Below are 16,158 nucleotides of genomic sequence, written 5' to 3' on the forward strand. Positions count from 1 at the left end.
CCTCCTGAAAGAGTCATAGAATGATATTCCAGTACAAGTCTAGGGGTTTTTAGGCCGGAAAAATTGATCTGGCACAACAGCCGCCAGCCCGCGCCGGGCCTGCACTGAGGGCCGCTACCTCCTTTGGAGTAGCCAGCAATTTAGCGCTAAAAGCCGAGCCCAACGCCATCACTACCCCCTATGAGGTAGCCTGCCTTGCCGCAGCCTTAGCCGCAGAACTTAGGGGGTACTGCTTTTTGGCCGGGCAGGCCGCTAAGCTTTTCGCTATGCTAGGCGCAGTGAGTCTTGCGCCTGGTACAGGCGCTTATTTGGGGAGTAACGCATGCAGGCAACCCATCCTCTGGCGCGCCGGGCGCTGCTACTGGCTACCCTGGCTTTTGCCGGCTGCTTTTCGGTGTGGACGCTATACGCGGTGATGGGGTTGGATATCCAACAACAGCTGGCCCTGAGCGCCACCGAATACGGTATTTTACTGGCAGCCCCCATTTTTAGCGGGGCGCTACTACGTATTCCATTGGGAATGCTGGCAGATCGCTATAATGCCCGACTGCTGTGGCTGGGGTTAATGCTCAGCTGCATTCCGGCGCTGGCATTGCTGCCACTGGTAAGCAGCTTTTATGGTTATCTGACCACCGGCCTCTGGTTTGGTTTAAGTGGCGTTTCCTTTACCTTCGGCATCCGCTATGTGACCGACTGGTTTGCCTCGCGCCAGCAAGGCCTGGCGATGGGTCTGTTTGGCGTAGGCAATGCCGGCGTCGCCATCACCTTTATTCTGGTGCCCATTATTGTCGCCTGGTGGGGCTGGCAGTGGGTTGGGCCTGTGTATGCCGTTGGGCTGGCTTTATTGCTGGTGTTATTCTGGTTGTTGTCACCGCCCTCGCCAAAAACTGCAGGCCCCACCGCCAGACCACTGACTCTGCGTCAGTTAGTCAGAGATGCCCGGGTCTGGCGCTTTTCACTGTATTACTACTTTGTATTTGGTGGCTTTTTAGCCCTGTTGCTGTGGTTACCACAATATTATATGCAGGCCTATGCGATGAACGCCCAGCAGGCAATGGCCTTTACGCTGTTTTTTGTCGCGACTTCCAGTATGGTCAGGGCATTAGGTGGCTGGTTTGCCGATCGCTATGGTGGCCGGGCCGTAAACTGGAGTGTGTTCTGGGTCTGCCTGGTGTGCTTGTTCTTTCTGAGTTACCCCCCCACTACCCTGATTATTCATGGCCTGGAAAAAGATGTCCAACTGGAGATCTCCGTTAATGTCTGGTGGTTTACGGCCCTGATCTTTGTCATTGGCGTAGCTCAGGGTTTTGGCCGCGCCAGCGTGTATAAAGTGATTCACGATTACTACCCTAAGCATATGGGTGCAGTCGGTGGCTTTGTTGCCGCCATTGGCGGTCTGGGCGGTTGTACCCTGCCGGTGCTCTTTGGCCTGGCGCAGGATGCACTGGGTATTGTCACCGGCTGCTTTATGATTCTGTATGGCGTGCTGGCGCTATGCATGATCACCATGTTTTTCGCCAATCAGGCAGCGCAATATCAACAGCGCCTGCAGGATGCCCGTAGTAATAATTTTTTATTGGATGACGACGAATGATGCAAATTACCGATCTGGCGACCGAGCAAAAGCTGTTGCCGCTATTGCGCCAGGCATTCCGGCCGCTGTTTTTATTCGGCGCCGCCTTTAGCGCTATCGCCATGCTGTTGTGGGGGCTGATCTTGGGCGGTCAGCTGCAGCTGCAACCTGTTGGTCAGGTATTATTCTGGCATAGCCATGAAATGATCTTTGGCTTTGCCTGTGCCATCGTCATCGGCTTTTTATTAACTGCGGTGCAAAATTGGACCTCACTACGCGCACCGCATGGCCCGACGCTGTTATTGCTAACACTGCTCTGGCTGGCCGCCCGTCTGCTTCTGCTCTTTGGCGAGGCGCTGCCCCTGTGGCTGGTCGCCCTGGTGGATCTGAGCTTTTTACCACTGGCCGCCTGGTTACTGGCGAAACCACTACTGGCGGTACAACAATACCGCAATTTGTTTTTTGTACCAGTGTTACTGCTGCTAACCGCCTGCAACCTGATCATGTATCTGGGACTTTTTCTTGGCCGTTATGACTTACAGCAACTCGGTAGTTTAAATGCCATCTGGCTAATCACCCTGTTAATGGCCATTGTCGGTGGCCGGGTGATCCCGATGTTTACTGCTAATGGCACCAAAACGCCAAAAGTTGAGGCGCTGCTCTGGCTTGACCGCGCTGCTTTGGGCAGCCTTTGGCTGATCTTTGTCTTGCATTTTTTCAGTCTGGCGCCGCTGTTACCCGCTAGCCTGTTAAGCGCCCTCTTTGCCCTGAGTGCGCTGCTGACCGCTATCCGCTGCGCGCGCTGGAAAATCTGGCTGACATTTAAAGTATCCCTGCTGTGGTCGTTACATCTGGCTTATTGGTTTATCCCGCTGGGCCTGGCGTTATTTGCGTTACGTTATGCCGGCTTTGCCATCAGCCAGAGTATCGCACTGCATGCGTTAACGGCTGGCGCCATGGGATCAATGATTCTGTCGATGATGGCCAGGGTCTCGCTTGGCCACAGCGGCCGGCTGTTACAACCAAAGCAGATTATGGCTTGGGCTTTTCTGCTGGTGGCGCTGGCCGGTATCAGCCGTACCTTACTGATTTGGTTACTGCCAGCGCATACGTTTAGTCTGCTCTGGCTGGGGATTGCTTGCTGGGTGTTGGCCTATGCCTGTTATGTGCTGGTGTACTTACCGGTATTAACCACGCCCAGAGCAGATGGCCGGCCGGGCTAGCCGGCCTTACCCATGAAGGGGTAAAGCTGGTGCCGCTTTGATTTATATCAAGCTGCCGACGCAGTGGACTTCTAAACTTCAGCTATCGCAAGTTTTAGGAAGCCACATTATGAGTCATAGTTACGAAACAAAGCCGCTGGTTTATGCCTGTTCTGGTTGCTCCAATGTGGCGCAACTGGCGAACGATCTAGCCGTGGTGATGGATCGGGAAGGCCTGGCGGAGATGTCCTGTATTGCCGGCGTAGGTGGCAAGGTTAAACAACTGGTTAAGGTTGCGCAATCTGGCCGGCCGATTCTGGCAGTCGATGGCTGCCCGCTTAACTGTGTTAAGCAAACGCTGGCCACGGTAGACGTGGTGCCGACCTGGCATCTGGAGCTTACGGCTTTGGGTTATAAAAAGCGCGATCATGAAAACTGTGATCTGGGCGATGCTTACCAGTTGTTGCAAAAAGTGCATAGCGACGTGCTGCCGCAACTGACAAAACAGCAAGGAGCCAGGCATTAACGCCGCCGGCATACCGGACAATCAGGATCCACGGTTAACTGAAACTGCTGCCACTGACCGCTTAAGGCATCAAACAACTTTAACTGGTGATACTCGGGTTCACCAACCGCAGCCAGAATCTTTACCGCCGCCAGGGCCTGCATTACCCCTAACACGCCGACTACCGGCGATAGAATCCCGGCCTCCATACAACTAAGTTGCTGTTCACCAAAAAAGCGGCTTAAACACTGATAGCAAGGATCGCCAGGCTGATGCCGTAAACTCAAGAGCTGGCCCTCAAAGCGAATAGCGGCAGCTGAAACCAGCGGCACACCGGCGTGAACACAGGCGGCATTGATGGCGTTGCGGGTGCTAAGGTTATCAGTACAGTCCAGCACCAGGCTATAGCCGGGAATCAGTTGTCCTAGCGCGGTTTCATCCAGCCGCTGCGCCAAAGCGGTCAGCTTAATGTCACTGTTTAATTGTTGCAGCTGCTGCAAGGCAATACTGACTTTTGGCTGGCCAATATCCTGCTCGCGATACAGTATTTGCCGCTGCAGATTACTGCGATCAATGTTATCGTCATCCACCAGGGTAAGCTCGCCAACGCCACTGGCCACCAGGTAAGGCGCCGCCGCGCAACCCAGCCCCCCCATGCCAACCAATAGTACTTTGCTGGCTAATAACGCTTCCTGACCACGAAAGTCCAGCGCTGGCAGCATTAACTGCCGGCTGTACCTCAGTGCCTGCTGCGGGTTGAGTATCTCAGTCATCTGCTGTCTCCTGTGGCTGTGGCCGCCGCCATAGCCAAACGGCTACCAGCAACAGGCAACCGGGTAAGATAGTTTTTAATAACAAAGGCGCTGTCGACAACCACAGTAGCAGCATACTGGCCAGCATCATGCCGGACGCCAGCCATTTCGCTCGCCGCGACACGGCGCCCTGCTGCCGCCATTGTCGGATCGACGGGCCAAACCTTTGATGCGCCAGCAACCACTCTTCAAACTGCGGCCAGCCCTTACCGGCAGCCCAGGCCGACAACAACACAAAAGGCACTGTGGGCAAACCCGGTAACGGAATACCCACGAGGCCCAAAGCCAAACTGCACAGGGCTAATAACCGGTAGCCAGTAGTTTTTAGCATGGTTATTTTAATCCCAACCGTTGCGCCAGTTTATGCAGATTACTGGCATCCAATTGCAGTGCCCGCGCCGCCTTCGACCAACATTGTTGATGTTGCTCCAGCGCCTGCAGAATCAATTGCTGCTGATACTGGTTTACTGCCTCTTTCAATCCCTGTGCCGGCAAGATTGTCGGTGCCGGCGACAATGGCGCCCTTAGCGTTTGCGGCAAGTCCAGTAACTCTGGCTGCAGGATCACGATATCACTGCGCTGTGCGCCCTGGCTGAGTGCCTTAATTGCCGCCCGGCTGATCACATGCTCCAGCTCGCGGATATTGCCGGGCCAGTTATAACCCAGCAGCGCCAGCTCAGCGGCCGGCGCCAGGCGCAAACTGCGTAAACCCAGCCGGCTGCGGTTTTGCTCTAAAAAATGCCCGGCCAGTAACGGCAAATCTTCGCTGCGTTCACGAAGCGGCGGAATGGGGATCGGATACACCGATAAGCGGTGATAGAGATCAGCGCGAAATTCGCCCTGCTTGACCTGTTGCTGCAAATCACGATTGGTCGCTGCCACCAGTCGCACATTAACCCGCTGTAGCTTATCCGAGCCCAGGCGTTGAATTTCGCCGTTTTGCAGCACGCGCAGTAATTTCGCCTGCACTGATAACGGCAATTCGCCCACTTCATCCAGAAATAAGGTGCCGCCATCGGCGGCATCGAAACGGCCAGCGCGCTCACTCAAAGCGCCGGAAAAGGCACCTTTGCTGTGCCCGAATAATTCACTTTCGGCCAGACTTTCCGGCAGGGCGGCACAATTCACATAGATCATCGGTTTGTCCGCACGCCCGGAGCGACGGTGTAACTGACGGGCAAACAGCTCTTTACCAACCCCGGTTTCACCAAGCAGCAACACCGGTAACTCCGAGCTGGCCACCACATCCAACTCCTGCAAAATACGTTGCAACGCCGGACTCTGGCCAATAATTTCATACTGCTGCGCAGCGACAGTACTGGTGCCGGCGGCCGGTAATTCGCCCTGACGCAAAGCCCGGTTTGCCTGCTCCAGCTCGGTAATGCGAATGGCGGCCTCTACCAGCAAGCTGAGTTGCTGTAACTGTAAAATGGCCAGCGCATCAAAACTGGCCGGCGACAGGGCGTCCAGCGTTAAGGCGCCCCAGCAGCGTCCTTCAACGTATAACGATACGCCCATACAATCATGCACCGGCACCGCTTCACCCGGGGTTTCCGCCAATAATCCATCATAAGGATCAGGCAGCTCGCTGCCAGGTGGAAAGCGCACCGGCTGGCGGCTGGCTAAAATAGCCGCCAGCCGCGGATGTTGTGCCACCACAAAGCGCCGCCCCAAGGTTTCACGCAATAGTCCCTGCACCGCGACCGGCTTTAACTGTGCTTGCTGCAGCTGCAATAACGCAACAGCACCACAGGCAAAATGATTGCGCAAGGTGTTGACCAGCCGCTGTAAACGCACAGCTGCTGGCAGCTCTGTCACTAAGTCGGCAAATAAGACTGCATCCAACATGGTTGTTTTTACCCTTATGGTGAAACTCACCCGAAGCAATTAGGGTTCAATTTACCATTCGCTGCAAAAAACTTATATAAATCAAAGGTGGTAGTTCTGGCATCCCGCTTGCTCTACAAGGATAACCGCCTGCTACAGGCAAACCTTTGATTAGACAGGAGTACGCTATGTTACTGGAACAACCTTTAGGCCAACTGGCCACCCGTATCGCCGGTGCGACGGCCGTCTTCCACCAATTTAAGCTGGATTTTTGCTGCGGTGGTCAGCAAAGCCTCGGTGAGGCCATCGCCAAGCGCGGTTTAAACCAACAACAAGTGTTGGCGGCACTGGAAAAACTACAACGCCAGCCACAGGCCGCTGTTGACTGGCATAGTGAGCCTACGCCAAAACTGGCCGAATATGTACTGACCCGTTTTCATCAACGCCACCGTGAACAACTGCCCGAGTTGATCCGCCTGGCGCGACGGGTTGAAACCGTGCACAGTGACAGCCCACATTGCCCGCATGGTCTGGCCAATCATCTGGCTGATATGCAGCAAGAGCTGGAAAGCCATATGCTAAAAGAGGAGCAGATCCTGTTCCCAATGCTGGTGCGCGGCGTCTATCCGTTCGGCCCAATCAGCGTGATGCTGGAAGAGCATCAGGAGCATGGCGAAGCGCTGGAGAAGCTGGATAAATTGAGCTTTGAACAGCAGTTACCACCCGGCGCCTGTAATACCTGGACCGCACTGTATCTGGGGCTGCGCGAACTGAAAGAAGATTTAATGCAGCATATTTTGCTGGAAAATGAAATTTTGTTTGTCGAACCCAAACGGCCAGGCCACGGCGATCAAAGCTGCTGTGGCAGCTGCCAGTAAGATGGAGCGCAGCGCTGCCCGCCGTTAGTCGGGCAGCTCTGCTAAATGCTGGTGCAGGATACGCCGCAACTCCAAAATGGCGGAGGACGTTTCCTGTACACTATGACCAGAGCGAATCACCATCTCCGACTGGGCACCGGCTAGCGACGCACTTAAATAAGGTACAACACCGTCAGATTGCTGCTCAACCGGTAACGCCGGTTGCTCGACTCCAATAATAGAGTGGTAGCGCACTGCCGGGTTAATCGGCAAACCGGCAGTCGCCTTAATAAAGGGATCCTGATCGCTGAGGTTTTCAATACTGGTAAAGCGCACCGGCCGGCTATTGTCCGAAGTGTCAGGATCGATCAGTAACTCGGTGACCTGCGCCAAACGTTCCAGCACCGTAACCGGCAAGGTGATTAAGCCGGCCAGCCAGCGCGCCAAGCGGTAATCGGCAACGGCGGTACCACGATGCGGTGCGGCAATAAACACCGCCCGACTGACACCCGGCAAAGCCGTTAACGTGAGATCCTCGCGAAAACGTTGGAAAAACTGCTGCCGGCGCTGTGCATCCAGCCGGCGCTGCTCACTAATCGTTTGCAGCAGACTATCGCCGGAATCGGATACCAGAAAGCGCGTTAATAAACCACCCATGCTATGGCCTATCAGCACGATATCGCGCGATGCCGGCGCAGTGCCTGTCGGATCAAAATGCTGTAAGGTACTGAGAATGCGCTGGCGGATGCTCTGTACATTAATAATCAGCGGTAAGTTCGTTGGATAATACAGTTGCCACAGCTGATATTGCTCCCGCAGGGTTTCATCGCCTAACACCTCGTTTGCCGTATTCACCCAGGCTTCCGGGCTACTGGCAATGCCATGCAACATAATGATAATTTTACGATTCGGATCATAGGGCTGCAGCATAAACAACTGCGGCTCGGCCAGCGCATCGCTGGCGCCCATCAAATTCCAGAAGGCCTGCCGCGAAAAGTCTGAGCGCGCCAGCCACAAGCCGTAACCGGCAGTAAAGTTCGCGGCCAGCGGGATCGGATTACCGGCAATCCGCACCTCACGCTGTTGTAATGGGTCGACTAAATGTAGTGTGGCCTGATCACTGGCCAATACCTCATCAAGAGTTGTTCCATCGAAACTTAGCAGTGCCGTCACCACCGGTACCGGCAATTCGCTAAAACCGCGTTCATTGCGGGCAACACTGACATCCTGCCCCACCGCAACCAGTTCAGCGCCTAAGCCATCACGACGGTATTGATTGCGCAGGCCCTTAAATGACAGGCTACTGGCGGCCAGCAATTGCTCTGGCAGCGCTTGTTGTCGAAACCGTTGATGCTGCAATAAACTGCGTACCTGCCAATTCTGGGTTTGCAAACGCACGTCCGGATCCTGTAACCAGCGGCGCTGTGACTGCGCGAACAACAACGTCGCCGCTTGTTGTACCGCAAAATTGTAGTAATCCCGCACCTGGGTCTGGCGATCAGTAAACAGCCGGTTGTATGGCGCGATGCCAGAGTAAAACAAATAGGCATAGGCGTAGCGGGCACTCATCAGATAGGCATCGATTTCCGCCAGTAAGTCTTTGTGCCGGGGTTTTGCATACCAGAGCGCCTGATATAGCCACAGCTCCGCCATGGTCGACAGCCGCTGCTCGCTGGTCAGCCCCATTGCCGTGGTTAACATTTCCGCACATTGCGCCGCCTGACGCCGGCAACTGCTCTCGTCCTGACCAAGAATCTGTAGCACAGTACCGGTATATAAGCTCAGCTCACCGGTGGTCAGGACATCACCACGGCGCTGCTTTACATAATCGCGGCTATCAACATTCGATACTGACACCATGGCGCAGCTGGTCAGCAAATTTAAACCCAATAATAACAATAAGATCTGCCAGTAATTAAACTGCCTGGGGCTAATGCGTAACGCTGCGCCTGTGTAATGCAACAAAATCCCCACCCGGCAACGGCCGGCTAAAATAGAAACCCTGATAATGATAACAGCCCAGTGCGGCTAACGCATCACGCTGCGCGGCGGTTTCTACGCCCTCAGCAATAACGCCCAGTCCCAGAGCCTCGGATAACGCTATCACGGTACTGGCAATGGCGGCATCGTTCGGGTCATTTAAATATCATCAACAAAGCTGCGGTCGATTTTCAGCTGCTCCAAGGGTAACCGCTTTAAATAACTTAGCGACGAATAGCCGGTACCAAAGTCATCCAGCGCGAAGCCAATACCATAGTTTTTCAGCAGATTCATCTTCGCTACCACTTCATCCACCCTTGATACCAGGATGCTTTCGGTTAGCTCAAACTGTAGCCGGTTGCGGGCCACACCGTAGCGTTCTAATGTCTGAATCACCTGCGGTAAAAAGTTTTCCTGGTGAAATTGCCGCGCACTGATATTAACCGATAATTTAAGCTGCAAGGCCTGGTTGTTTTCAGTCCAGATCGCCAGCTGCCGGCATGCTTGTTCGATCACCCAGCTACCAATTTCAAAGATCAGCCCGCTCTCTTCGGCGATGGGAATAAATACCGCTGGGCTGACCGTACCTAATTCCGGATGAAACCAACGTAGCAGTACCTCGGCCCCTAATAATTTACCCTGACCATCATGCAACCCCTGAAAGTACAACTGTAATTGTTGCCGTTTGATCGCTTCGCGCAGCTCGCTTTCCAGCCGGGTGCGCTCAGAGGCTTTGACCTGCATCGCCACATCAAAGAACTTAATCATATTTTTGCCAGCAGCTTTCGCCTGATACATCGCTAAATCAGCCTGCTGCAATAATTCGTCTATCGAGTTGTTATCATCTGAAAACAACGTAATGCCGATACTGGGGCTACTGACATAGCTGAGCTGCTCCAGCTTAAAAGGGGTATTCAGCGCCGTGCGCACTTTCTCGGCAACCAATTCGGCCTGCTGTAACGCGACCTGCTGCACCGGCGAGAGATTATGTAGCAGAATAATAAACTCATCGCCGCCTAAACGCGCCACCAGATCATGCTGCCGTACGCTCTGCTGTAGACGGCTGGCGACCTGGCGTAACAACTGATCACCGGTGCCATGCCCCAGCGAATCGTTCAGATGTTTAAAGTTATCCAAATCAATATATAACAAGGCCCCCAGCTCCTGGCCCGGCTGGCGTTGTTTTAGGGTTTCCGCCAAACGTTGTTTTAACAGGCGGCGGTTCGGCAGCTGGGTTAAAGGGTCATAAAACGCCAGTTTCTCGATCAGCACTTCAGCCCGTTTACGCTCTGACAGATCGCGTACCATGCCAATAAATTTATAGCTATCAACCCGCTGAATGCGGCTGATCCTCAGCTCCATATTGAACAAGCGCCCATCTTTACGCTGCCCTTTCGTCTCGCGACTTTGGCCAATAATCTTCGCCTCGCCGGTGCGTTGATAAGCATCGATATAATGGTCATGAGCGCTACGATAAGGCTCTGGCATCAGCATGGAGACATTTTTGCCAATCACCTCCTGTGGCTGATAGCCAAAAATCCGTACCGCTGCATTATTAAAGGTTTCAATTAGCCCGGCTGCATTAATGGTAATGATGGCATCGATAATGTTATCGACAATTTCGCGGTGCTGACTGGCGTATTCAGCCAGTGCCAGCTCATTCTGGCGGATACTGCTGATATCGTTGATATAGCCATGCCAGAGGATCCCGCCCTCGGCATCGCGCCGTGGCGTAGCATTGCCTTCAAACCAACGATAGTCACCTGCCGGGTGCTGATAGCGGAACTGTAAACTCCAGGGGCTAAGGTACTGTGCCGAGTGCTGAATAGTCTCGCGCAGATCATCAACATCGTCCGGGTGCACCCGGGCCAGCGCAGCTGCACTATCTTGCCCGAGCTGTGGTAAGGCGATACCCAGCGCTTTACCGGCACTTTCCGATACCAGTTGCAGCTGAAAACTGCCCTCGGGTTTACGGTAGAGCTGAAAAAAGAACCCCGGCACATTTTCAGAGAACAAATTCAGTAGCTGCTGTAGCTGTTGTTGCCCGGATACCAGCATGACGTCTCCTTATGCCTGGCTGCGCTGTTTGGCCCAAAATTGCCGGGTTAAGGCATCAAAGCCCTGAGTCACACCATGCATCTCATCACTGGCTGACGCCGTATGCTCAGCATTGCTCAGGCTACGGCTCGCCAGATCGCGGATGCTGGTAATATTTTGATTAATCATCTCGGCGACATAACTTTGCTGCTCTACCGCCGCAGCGATCTGCTGGTTTTGTGCTGTAATGCTGTGGATTGCCGCCAGAATGTGCTCCAGTTGCTGCGCAGTACTGGCACTGAGTTCAGCACAGTGCAACGCCCCTTGCTGACTTTGCGCCAGCGCAGCCACCGCATCGCCGGTGCTTTGCTGCAAACGGGCAATTTTTTGCTGAATATCGGTAGTGGCACTTTGTGTGCGGCTGGCTAACTGCCGGACTTCGTCGGCTACCACGGCAAAACCGCGACCGGCATCACCGGCACGGGCGGCTTCAATAGCCGCATTCAGCGCCAGCAGATTGGTCTGCTCGGCAATACTGCAAATCAGCTCCAGAATTTGATGAATATCCTGACTACTGTGCTCTACCGCCTGCAGCAGTTTTTAGCTCTGGCTAAGTTGCTGCTGCAAATTGGTCGCTGCAGTCTGGCTTTGCGTGGTAACGGTTTTACTGCTTTGTGCCTGACTCAGTGCATTATCTGCCGCATCTGAAGAGTGGCGGGCACTGCCAGCCACCTCCTGCACACTTACCGATAACTGATGGATCGCACTGGCCACCTGTTCGGTTTCAGCAAACTGGGCCTGAATTTCCTGCCGGGAACCATTAACGGAATGCGTGAGCTGGCCAATACCCGCTGCCAGTGCCTTGGCCGAATCGGCGACCCGCCCAACCACGCCGGCAGTTTCGGCTTCCAGACTGCGCAGCACTAATTGCAACTGGCCGATATCATCATTGCGACCGGTATAAACATAACGCGCGACAGCATCATCCGTCAGGTTACGGCTTTGCTGGCATAATTGCTTAAAAGGCTGTAGCCATTGCCAGCACAACAGAGCCGACAAGCCTAAGCCCAGCAGTGGAAACAGGGTCGGTGCATAGCTAACCGGATACCAAAAACCTAACAAGATCGCGGCCAATACCGGCACCACCAGCAACAACAGTAACTGTGTACCTAATGACAGCGCCGGTTTTAATTGTTTTAAACTGCGCCCATTATTCAACGCCTGATACACCCGCTCAGCACGCAGCACCTGCTCGGGTTTGGCTTTACGGCGCACCGACTGATACTCGGTAATCTGGCCGTCATGGCTTATCGGCGTAACATAGGCATCGACCCAATAGTGATCGCCATTTTTGCAGCGGTTTTTCACCACCCCCATCCACGGCTGGCCGCTTTTAATGCGCTGCCAGAACTGCCGGAATACCTCCGGCGGCATTGATGGATGCCGCACAATATGGTGGTTTTGCCCCAGTAGCTCGGCGCGCTCAAAGCCGCTGATCTCAACAAAAGCGGGATTTACGTATTTGATTTTACCCTGTAAATCAGTAGTCGACAGGATATTGGCATCGGCGGGTACGGGTTGCTCCCGGTTGGTTACGGGTAAATTCTGTTTCATACGGCTCCCTGCTGGCGTTCTTATTATTGGCACATAACCACAATCTTGTTGTGGTTATATAATGTCCAGTGAATGCCGTCAATACCCATTTTGGTGAGATCAACCACAATCGGTTTTTAATTCTATTAATAAACCAGAGTGTTAAGATATAACGGCTAAATTATGTTTCACCTTTCTTTGATCCAGATAAAGAAAAAGACTGTCCTGCGACAGCTAAGAGGTCATAGTGCCATTGATCATTTTATTGCCGGTACTGTTGTTACTGGTTGCCCAAGGGCTGACGCCGGAGCTGGCACTCTTTCAGTTACTCCCCTTTCCGCAAACCAGTTATCTGGCGCTGAGCAGTGTCTTGTTACTGGCACTGTTATTACGCCAAACAGAGTGGCTTTACTGGCTTGGTATCCTGGCTACCCATTACTGGCTTGCCAGCTCAACCAACTTAACCGCGGCGGAGTTTGCTAATAGTCTGCCGCTGCTTAGCGCCAGCCTGTTACTTCTTTTGGCGTTAATACCTAAACCCTCACCTTTTAAAGTCAACGGGCTGTTGCTTCTTATCAGCCCGCCATTACTGCTGTTACTCAGTCAGCAGCTGCCATTGGCAACCTGGCTGGCCTCAGCGCAGCTACCTGCCATAGTATTTCAGCCCGTGTTGGCGGCAAGCCCGATTAATTGGTTGAGTGCCTGGTGGTTCAGTATTCTGGCTGGGATCTGGCTTATTGCCATTAACTTAAAACCACCGAAGGCGGCCAATTGGGGGGAGTTTGGTCTGTTCCTGGCCCTGCTACTTAGCACGGTTATTCCGCCCGGTACTGCTGTCGCCAACTGGACGCTGGTTGCGGCCTGCCTGTCGGTGTTGTTGGCCTTAGCCTTCCAGATGTTACACCTGGCATATATCGATGAGCTGACACAATTGCCGCAGCGCCGCGCGCTGATGGCGCACCTGAACCGGCTGGGACGAAACAGCGCGATTTGTATGCTGGATGTCGACCATTTTAAGAAATTTAACGACACTTACGGCCATGATGTTGGCGATCAGGTATTAAAGTTACTGGGCTCTATTCTTAGCAAGGTCAAAGGATTAACCGCCTACCGCTATGGCGGTGAAGAATTTACGCTGGTATTTGGCCATAATAAAAAAGCGCTGCTGGAAGAAAAACTGGAAGAAGTACGGCTGGCAGTTGCCGAGTACCCGCTGGTGATCCGTAACGATAACCGACCCAAAGACAGCAGCAGCGGGAAAAAAGCCCGCGGCAGCAGCGGTGCGGAGAAAACCGTCAACGTTACCATCAGCCTGGGTTGCTGTGTTAAACAAAAAGGCGAAACGCCAATGCAGCTGTTAAAACGTGCCGACGAAGCTTTATATGCCGCCAAGAAGGCCGGCCGCAATACCTTTGTATTAAAGATTTAGCCTTAAAAAAAGCCCCGCTTGGCGGGGCTTGGTTATCAGCTTAAGTTTACTTCTTCAGATCAAAGCGATCTAAGGTCATCACCTTGTTCCAGGCGGCCACGAAGTCGCGGACAAACTTCTCTTTACCATCGTTCGCCGCATACACCTCGGCTACGGCACGCAGTTCAGCGTGTGAGCCAAACACCAGATCAACCGGCGTAGCCGTGTACTTACGTTCGCCACTCTTGCGGTCAAAACCGTCGTATAAGCCTTCCTGCTCAGCTTTCGCCCAGCGGGTAGACATATCCAGCAGGTTAACGAAGAAATCGTTACTCAGCTGGCCTGGCTTATCGGTGAACACCCCGTGCTTGCTACCGCCGCTGTTGACATCCAGCACCCGTAAACCACCCACCAGCACGGTCATTTCTGGTACTGTCAGGGTCAGCATGTTGGCACGATCAACTAGCGCTTCGGCAGGTGAATACATGGCATCGCTGCTATAGTAGTTACGGAAACCATCTGCTTTTGGCTCCAGCACGGCGAAAGACTCAGCATCAGTTTGTGCCTGAGTTGCATCGGTACGGCCCGGAGTAAAGGGTACGGTAACATTAAAGCCGGCGTCTTTCGCCGCTTTCTCAATCGCAGCAGCACCACCTAACACGATCACGTCAGCCAGGGAGACCTTCTTGCCACCGCGTAAGGTTTTGTTAAAGTCAGTTTGCACTTTTTCCAGCACCGCTAATACCTGCGCCAGCTCTTGTGGATCATTGGCGGCCCAGTCTTTTTGCGGCTCTAAACGTAAACGGGCACCGTTAGCTCCACCGCGCATATCGGTACCACGGAAGCTGGCGGCTGACGCCCAAGCGGTTTTCACCAGTTGCTGTACAGTTAAACCAGATGACAGCAGCTTGCCTTTTAAGGCGTTAATATCACGGCTTTCAATCAGCTTGTGATCTACCGCTGGGATCGGATCTTGCCAAATCAACACTTCTTTTGGCACTTCAGCACCCAAATAGCGGCTCATTGGTCCCATATCACGGTGGGTTAATTTAAACCAGGCTTTAGCAAAGGCCAGTTCAAACTGCTTCGGATCTTCTTTAAAGCGCAGCGCAATTTCACGGTAAATTGGATCTTCTTTCAGCGCGATATCGCTGGTAAACATAATAGGTGCATGACGTTTACCTGGGATATGTGCATCCGGTACTAAGTTTGCAGCCTGACCGTTAGCCGGGATCCACTGAATCGCACCGGCCGGGCTCTTAGTTTGTACCCAGTCAAACGCAAACAGGTTATCCAGAAATTGCGTAGTCCAGGCAGTTGGGTTAGCAGACCAGGCACCTTCTAAACCACTGGTCACCGTATCTTCAGAATGGCCTTTACCGCACTTACTGGTCCAGCCTAAACCCTGCTCTTCAATATCTGCAGCAGCCGGCTCTTTACCGGTACACTCAGACGGCTTGTGGGCACCGTGTGCCTTACCAAAGGTGTGACCACCGGCAATTAACGCTACAGTTTCTTCATCGTTCATTGCCATGCGGCCGAAGGTTTCGCGAATTTCTTTCGCTGAGGCCAGCGGATCCGGCACGCCATTCGGACCTTCCGGGTTAACATAAATTAAGCCCATCTCGGTTGCGCCCATTGGCTTTGCCAGCTCGCCTTTTTCGTTGTAGCGTTTGCTGTCGAGCCACTCTTTCTCTGAACCCCAGTTTACAATTTCTGCTTCCCAGTCGTCAGTACGGCCACCGGCAAAACCAAAGGTTTTAAAGCCCATAGATTCCAGCGCCACGTTACCGGTTAATACCATCAGGTCAGCCCAGGAAATTTTGCTGCCGTATTTTTGCTTAATTGGCCACAGCAGACGACGGGCTTTATCCAGGTTGGCGTTATCCGGCCAGCTGTTTAACGGCTCGAAACGTTGCTGACCACCATTGGCACCGCCACGACCGTCGAAAATCCGGTATACGCCGGCGCTATGCCACGCCATCCGGATCATAAAGGGACCGTAGTGTCCCCAGTCGGCCGGCCACCAATCCTGCGAAGTTTTTAGCAGAGTTTCGATATCTGCTTTAACTGCTGCCAGATCAAGAGTTTTAAACTGTTCGGCATAGTTATAGCCGGGGCCGTAAGGGTTATTCTCAATACTGTGTTGGCGCAGTGGGGCTAAGTTTAATTGCTCTGGCCACCAGAACTGGTTGTCAGTCATATTGCCTTTCGCCATGACAGCACCTGAACTCATTGCCAAGGTTACCGCGAGGGTGAGAGCCGATAAAATAGGACCTTTTTTACTTTGCATTTTTGTCACCTCTGGATTACACAGCGCCAAAACCGGCGCAAGTTAAACACCTGATAAGTATTAAAAACTGG

Annotated in this window: 14 protein-coding genes; 5 read left to right on the forward strand and 9 right to left on the reverse strand. The window is 53.3% G+C overall.

Annotation, left to right across the window (positions count from 1 at the left end; all coding sequences use genetic code 11):
- Positions 1-322 precede the first annotated feature (322 nt).
- The 3 genes from A9165_RS01725 to A9165_RS01735 all read left to right on the forward strand — a co-directional run bounded on the left by A9165_RS01725 (position 323) and on the right by A9165_RS01735 (position 3,301).
- A complete protein-coding gene (locus A9165_RS01725) occupies positions 323-1,594 on the forward strand; it encodes a nitrate/nitrite transporter (RefSeq protein ID WP_065954703.1) in 1,272 nt (423 codons plus the stop codon).
- Positions 1,591-2,796, forward strand: a complete 1,206-nt coding sequence (locus A9165_RS01730) for an NnrS family protein (protein WP_083216209.1) — start codon at positions 1,591-1,593, stop codon at positions 2,794-2,796. The genes A9165_RS01725 and A9165_RS01730 overlap by 4 nt, the downstream gene beginning before the upstream one ends.
- A 109-nt stretch (positions 2,797-2,905) precedes the next feature.
- Complete coding sequence (locus A9165_RS01735) at positions 2,906-3,301, forward strand: putative zinc-binding protein (protein WP_065954704.1); 396 nt, start codon at positions 2,906-2,908, stop codon at positions 3,299-3,301.
- On the opposite strand, the gene moeB is transcribed toward A9165_RS01735, so the two are convergent.
- Genes moeB through norR form a run of 3 tightly spaced genes read right to left on the reverse strand, consistent with a single transcriptional unit; the run spans position 3,298 to position 5,940 of the window.
- Complete coding sequence (moeB, locus tag A9165_RS01740) at positions 3,298-4,053, reverse strand: molybdopterin-synthase adenylyltransferase MoeB (RefSeq protein WP_065954705.1); 756 nt, start codon at positions 4,051-4,053, stop codon at positions 3,298-3,300. The two genes, A9165_RS01735 and moeB, sit on opposite strands and share 4 nt — an antisense overlap.
- Positions 4,046-4,423 (reverse strand): YbaN family protein, encoded by a 378-nt coding sequence (locus tag A9165_RS01745; protein WP_065954706.1) that lies wholly within the window; start codon positions 4,421-4,423, stop codon positions 4,046-4,048. The genes moeB and A9165_RS01745 overlap by 8 nt, the downstream gene beginning before the upstream one ends.
- Positions 4,424-4,425: 2 nt before the next feature.
- Positions 4,426-5,940 carry a nitric oxide reductase transcriptional regulator NorR gene (norR, locus tag A9165_RS01750; RefSeq protein ID WP_065954707.1) on the reverse strand — a complete coding sequence of 505 codons (1,515 nt, stop codon included), beginning with the start codon at positions 5,938-5,940 and terminating at the stop codon, positions 4,426-4,428.
- Positions 5,941-6,107: 167 nt separating this feature from the next.
- Here norR and ytfE point away from each other — a divergent pair, with 167 nt between their 5' ends.
- Positions 6,108-6,797 (forward strand): iron-sulfur cluster repair protein YtfE, encoded by a 690-nt coding sequence (gene ytfE / locus A9165_RS01755; RefSeq protein WP_008985327.1) that lies wholly within the window; start codon positions 6,108-6,110, stop codon positions 6,795-6,797.
- Between the two features lie 24 nt (positions 6,798-6,821).
- On the opposite strand, the gene A9165_RS01760 is transcribed toward ytfE, so the two are convergent.
- Genes A9165_RS01760 through A9165_RS17060 form a run of 5 tightly spaced genes read right to left on the reverse strand, consistent with a single transcriptional unit; the run spans position 6,822 to position 12,407 of the window.
- On the reverse strand, positions 6,822-8,741 hold the full coding sequence (locus tag A9165_RS01760) for a triacylglycerol lipase (protein WP_255365613.1): 1,920 nt from the start codon (positions 8,739-8,741) through the stop codon (positions 6,822-6,824).
- Positions 8,707-8,883 (reverse strand): EAL domain-containing protein, encoded by a 177-nt coding sequence (locus tag A9165_RS17050; RefSeq protein WP_255365614.1) that lies wholly within the window; start codon positions 8,881-8,883, stop codon positions 8,707-8,709. Before A9165_RS17050 ends, A9165_RS01760 begins: the two co-directional genes overlap by 35 nt.
- Positions 8,884-8,915: 32 nt before the next feature.
- The gene (locus tag A9165_RS01765) at positions 8,916-10,814 is read right to left on the reverse strand and encodes a bifunctional diguanylate cyclase/phosphodiesterase (RefSeq protein WP_255365615.1); all 1,899 of its coding nucleotides are present in this window, start codon (positions 10,812-10,814) and stop codon (positions 8,916-8,918) included.
- A 9-nt stretch (positions 10,815-10,823) separates the two neighbouring features.
- Positions 10,824-11,390: a methyl-accepting chemotaxis protein gene (locus A9165_RS17055; protein WP_369799930.1), complete on the reverse strand. Its 567-nt coding sequence runs from the start codon at positions 11,388-11,390 to the stop codon at positions 10,824-10,826.
- Positions 11,391-11,393: 3 nt separating this feature from the next.
- Positions 11,394-12,407 (reverse strand): PAS domain-containing methyl-accepting chemotaxis protein, encoded by a 1,014-nt coding sequence (locus A9165_RS17060; protein ID WP_255365616.1) that lies wholly within the window; start codon positions 12,405-12,407, stop codon positions 11,394-11,396.
- A 226-nt stretch (positions 12,408-12,633) separates the two neighbouring features.
- On the opposite strand from A9165_RS17060, the gene A9165_RS01775 reads away from it, so the two are divergent.
- A complete protein-coding gene (locus tag A9165_RS01775) occupies positions 12,634-13,815 on the forward strand; it encodes a GGDEF domain-containing protein (protein WP_065954708.1) in 1,182 nt (393 codons plus the stop codon).
- Between the two features lie 46 nt (positions 13,816-13,861).
- Here the strand turns inward: A9165_RS01775 and katG are convergent, their stop codons facing one another.
- Positions 13,862-16,087, reverse strand: coding sequence for a catalase/peroxidase HPI (gene katG, locus A9165_RS01780; protein WP_065954709.1), 2,226 nt, complete (start codon positions 16,085-16,087; stop codon positions 13,862-13,864).
- Positions 16,088-16,158: the final 71 nt, after the last annotated feature.

Source organism: Alishewanella sp. HH-ZS (genome assembly GCF_001704375.1).
GTDB lineage: Bacteria > Pseudomonadota > Gammaproteobacteria > Enterobacterales > Alteromonadaceae > Alishewanella > Alishewanella aestuarii.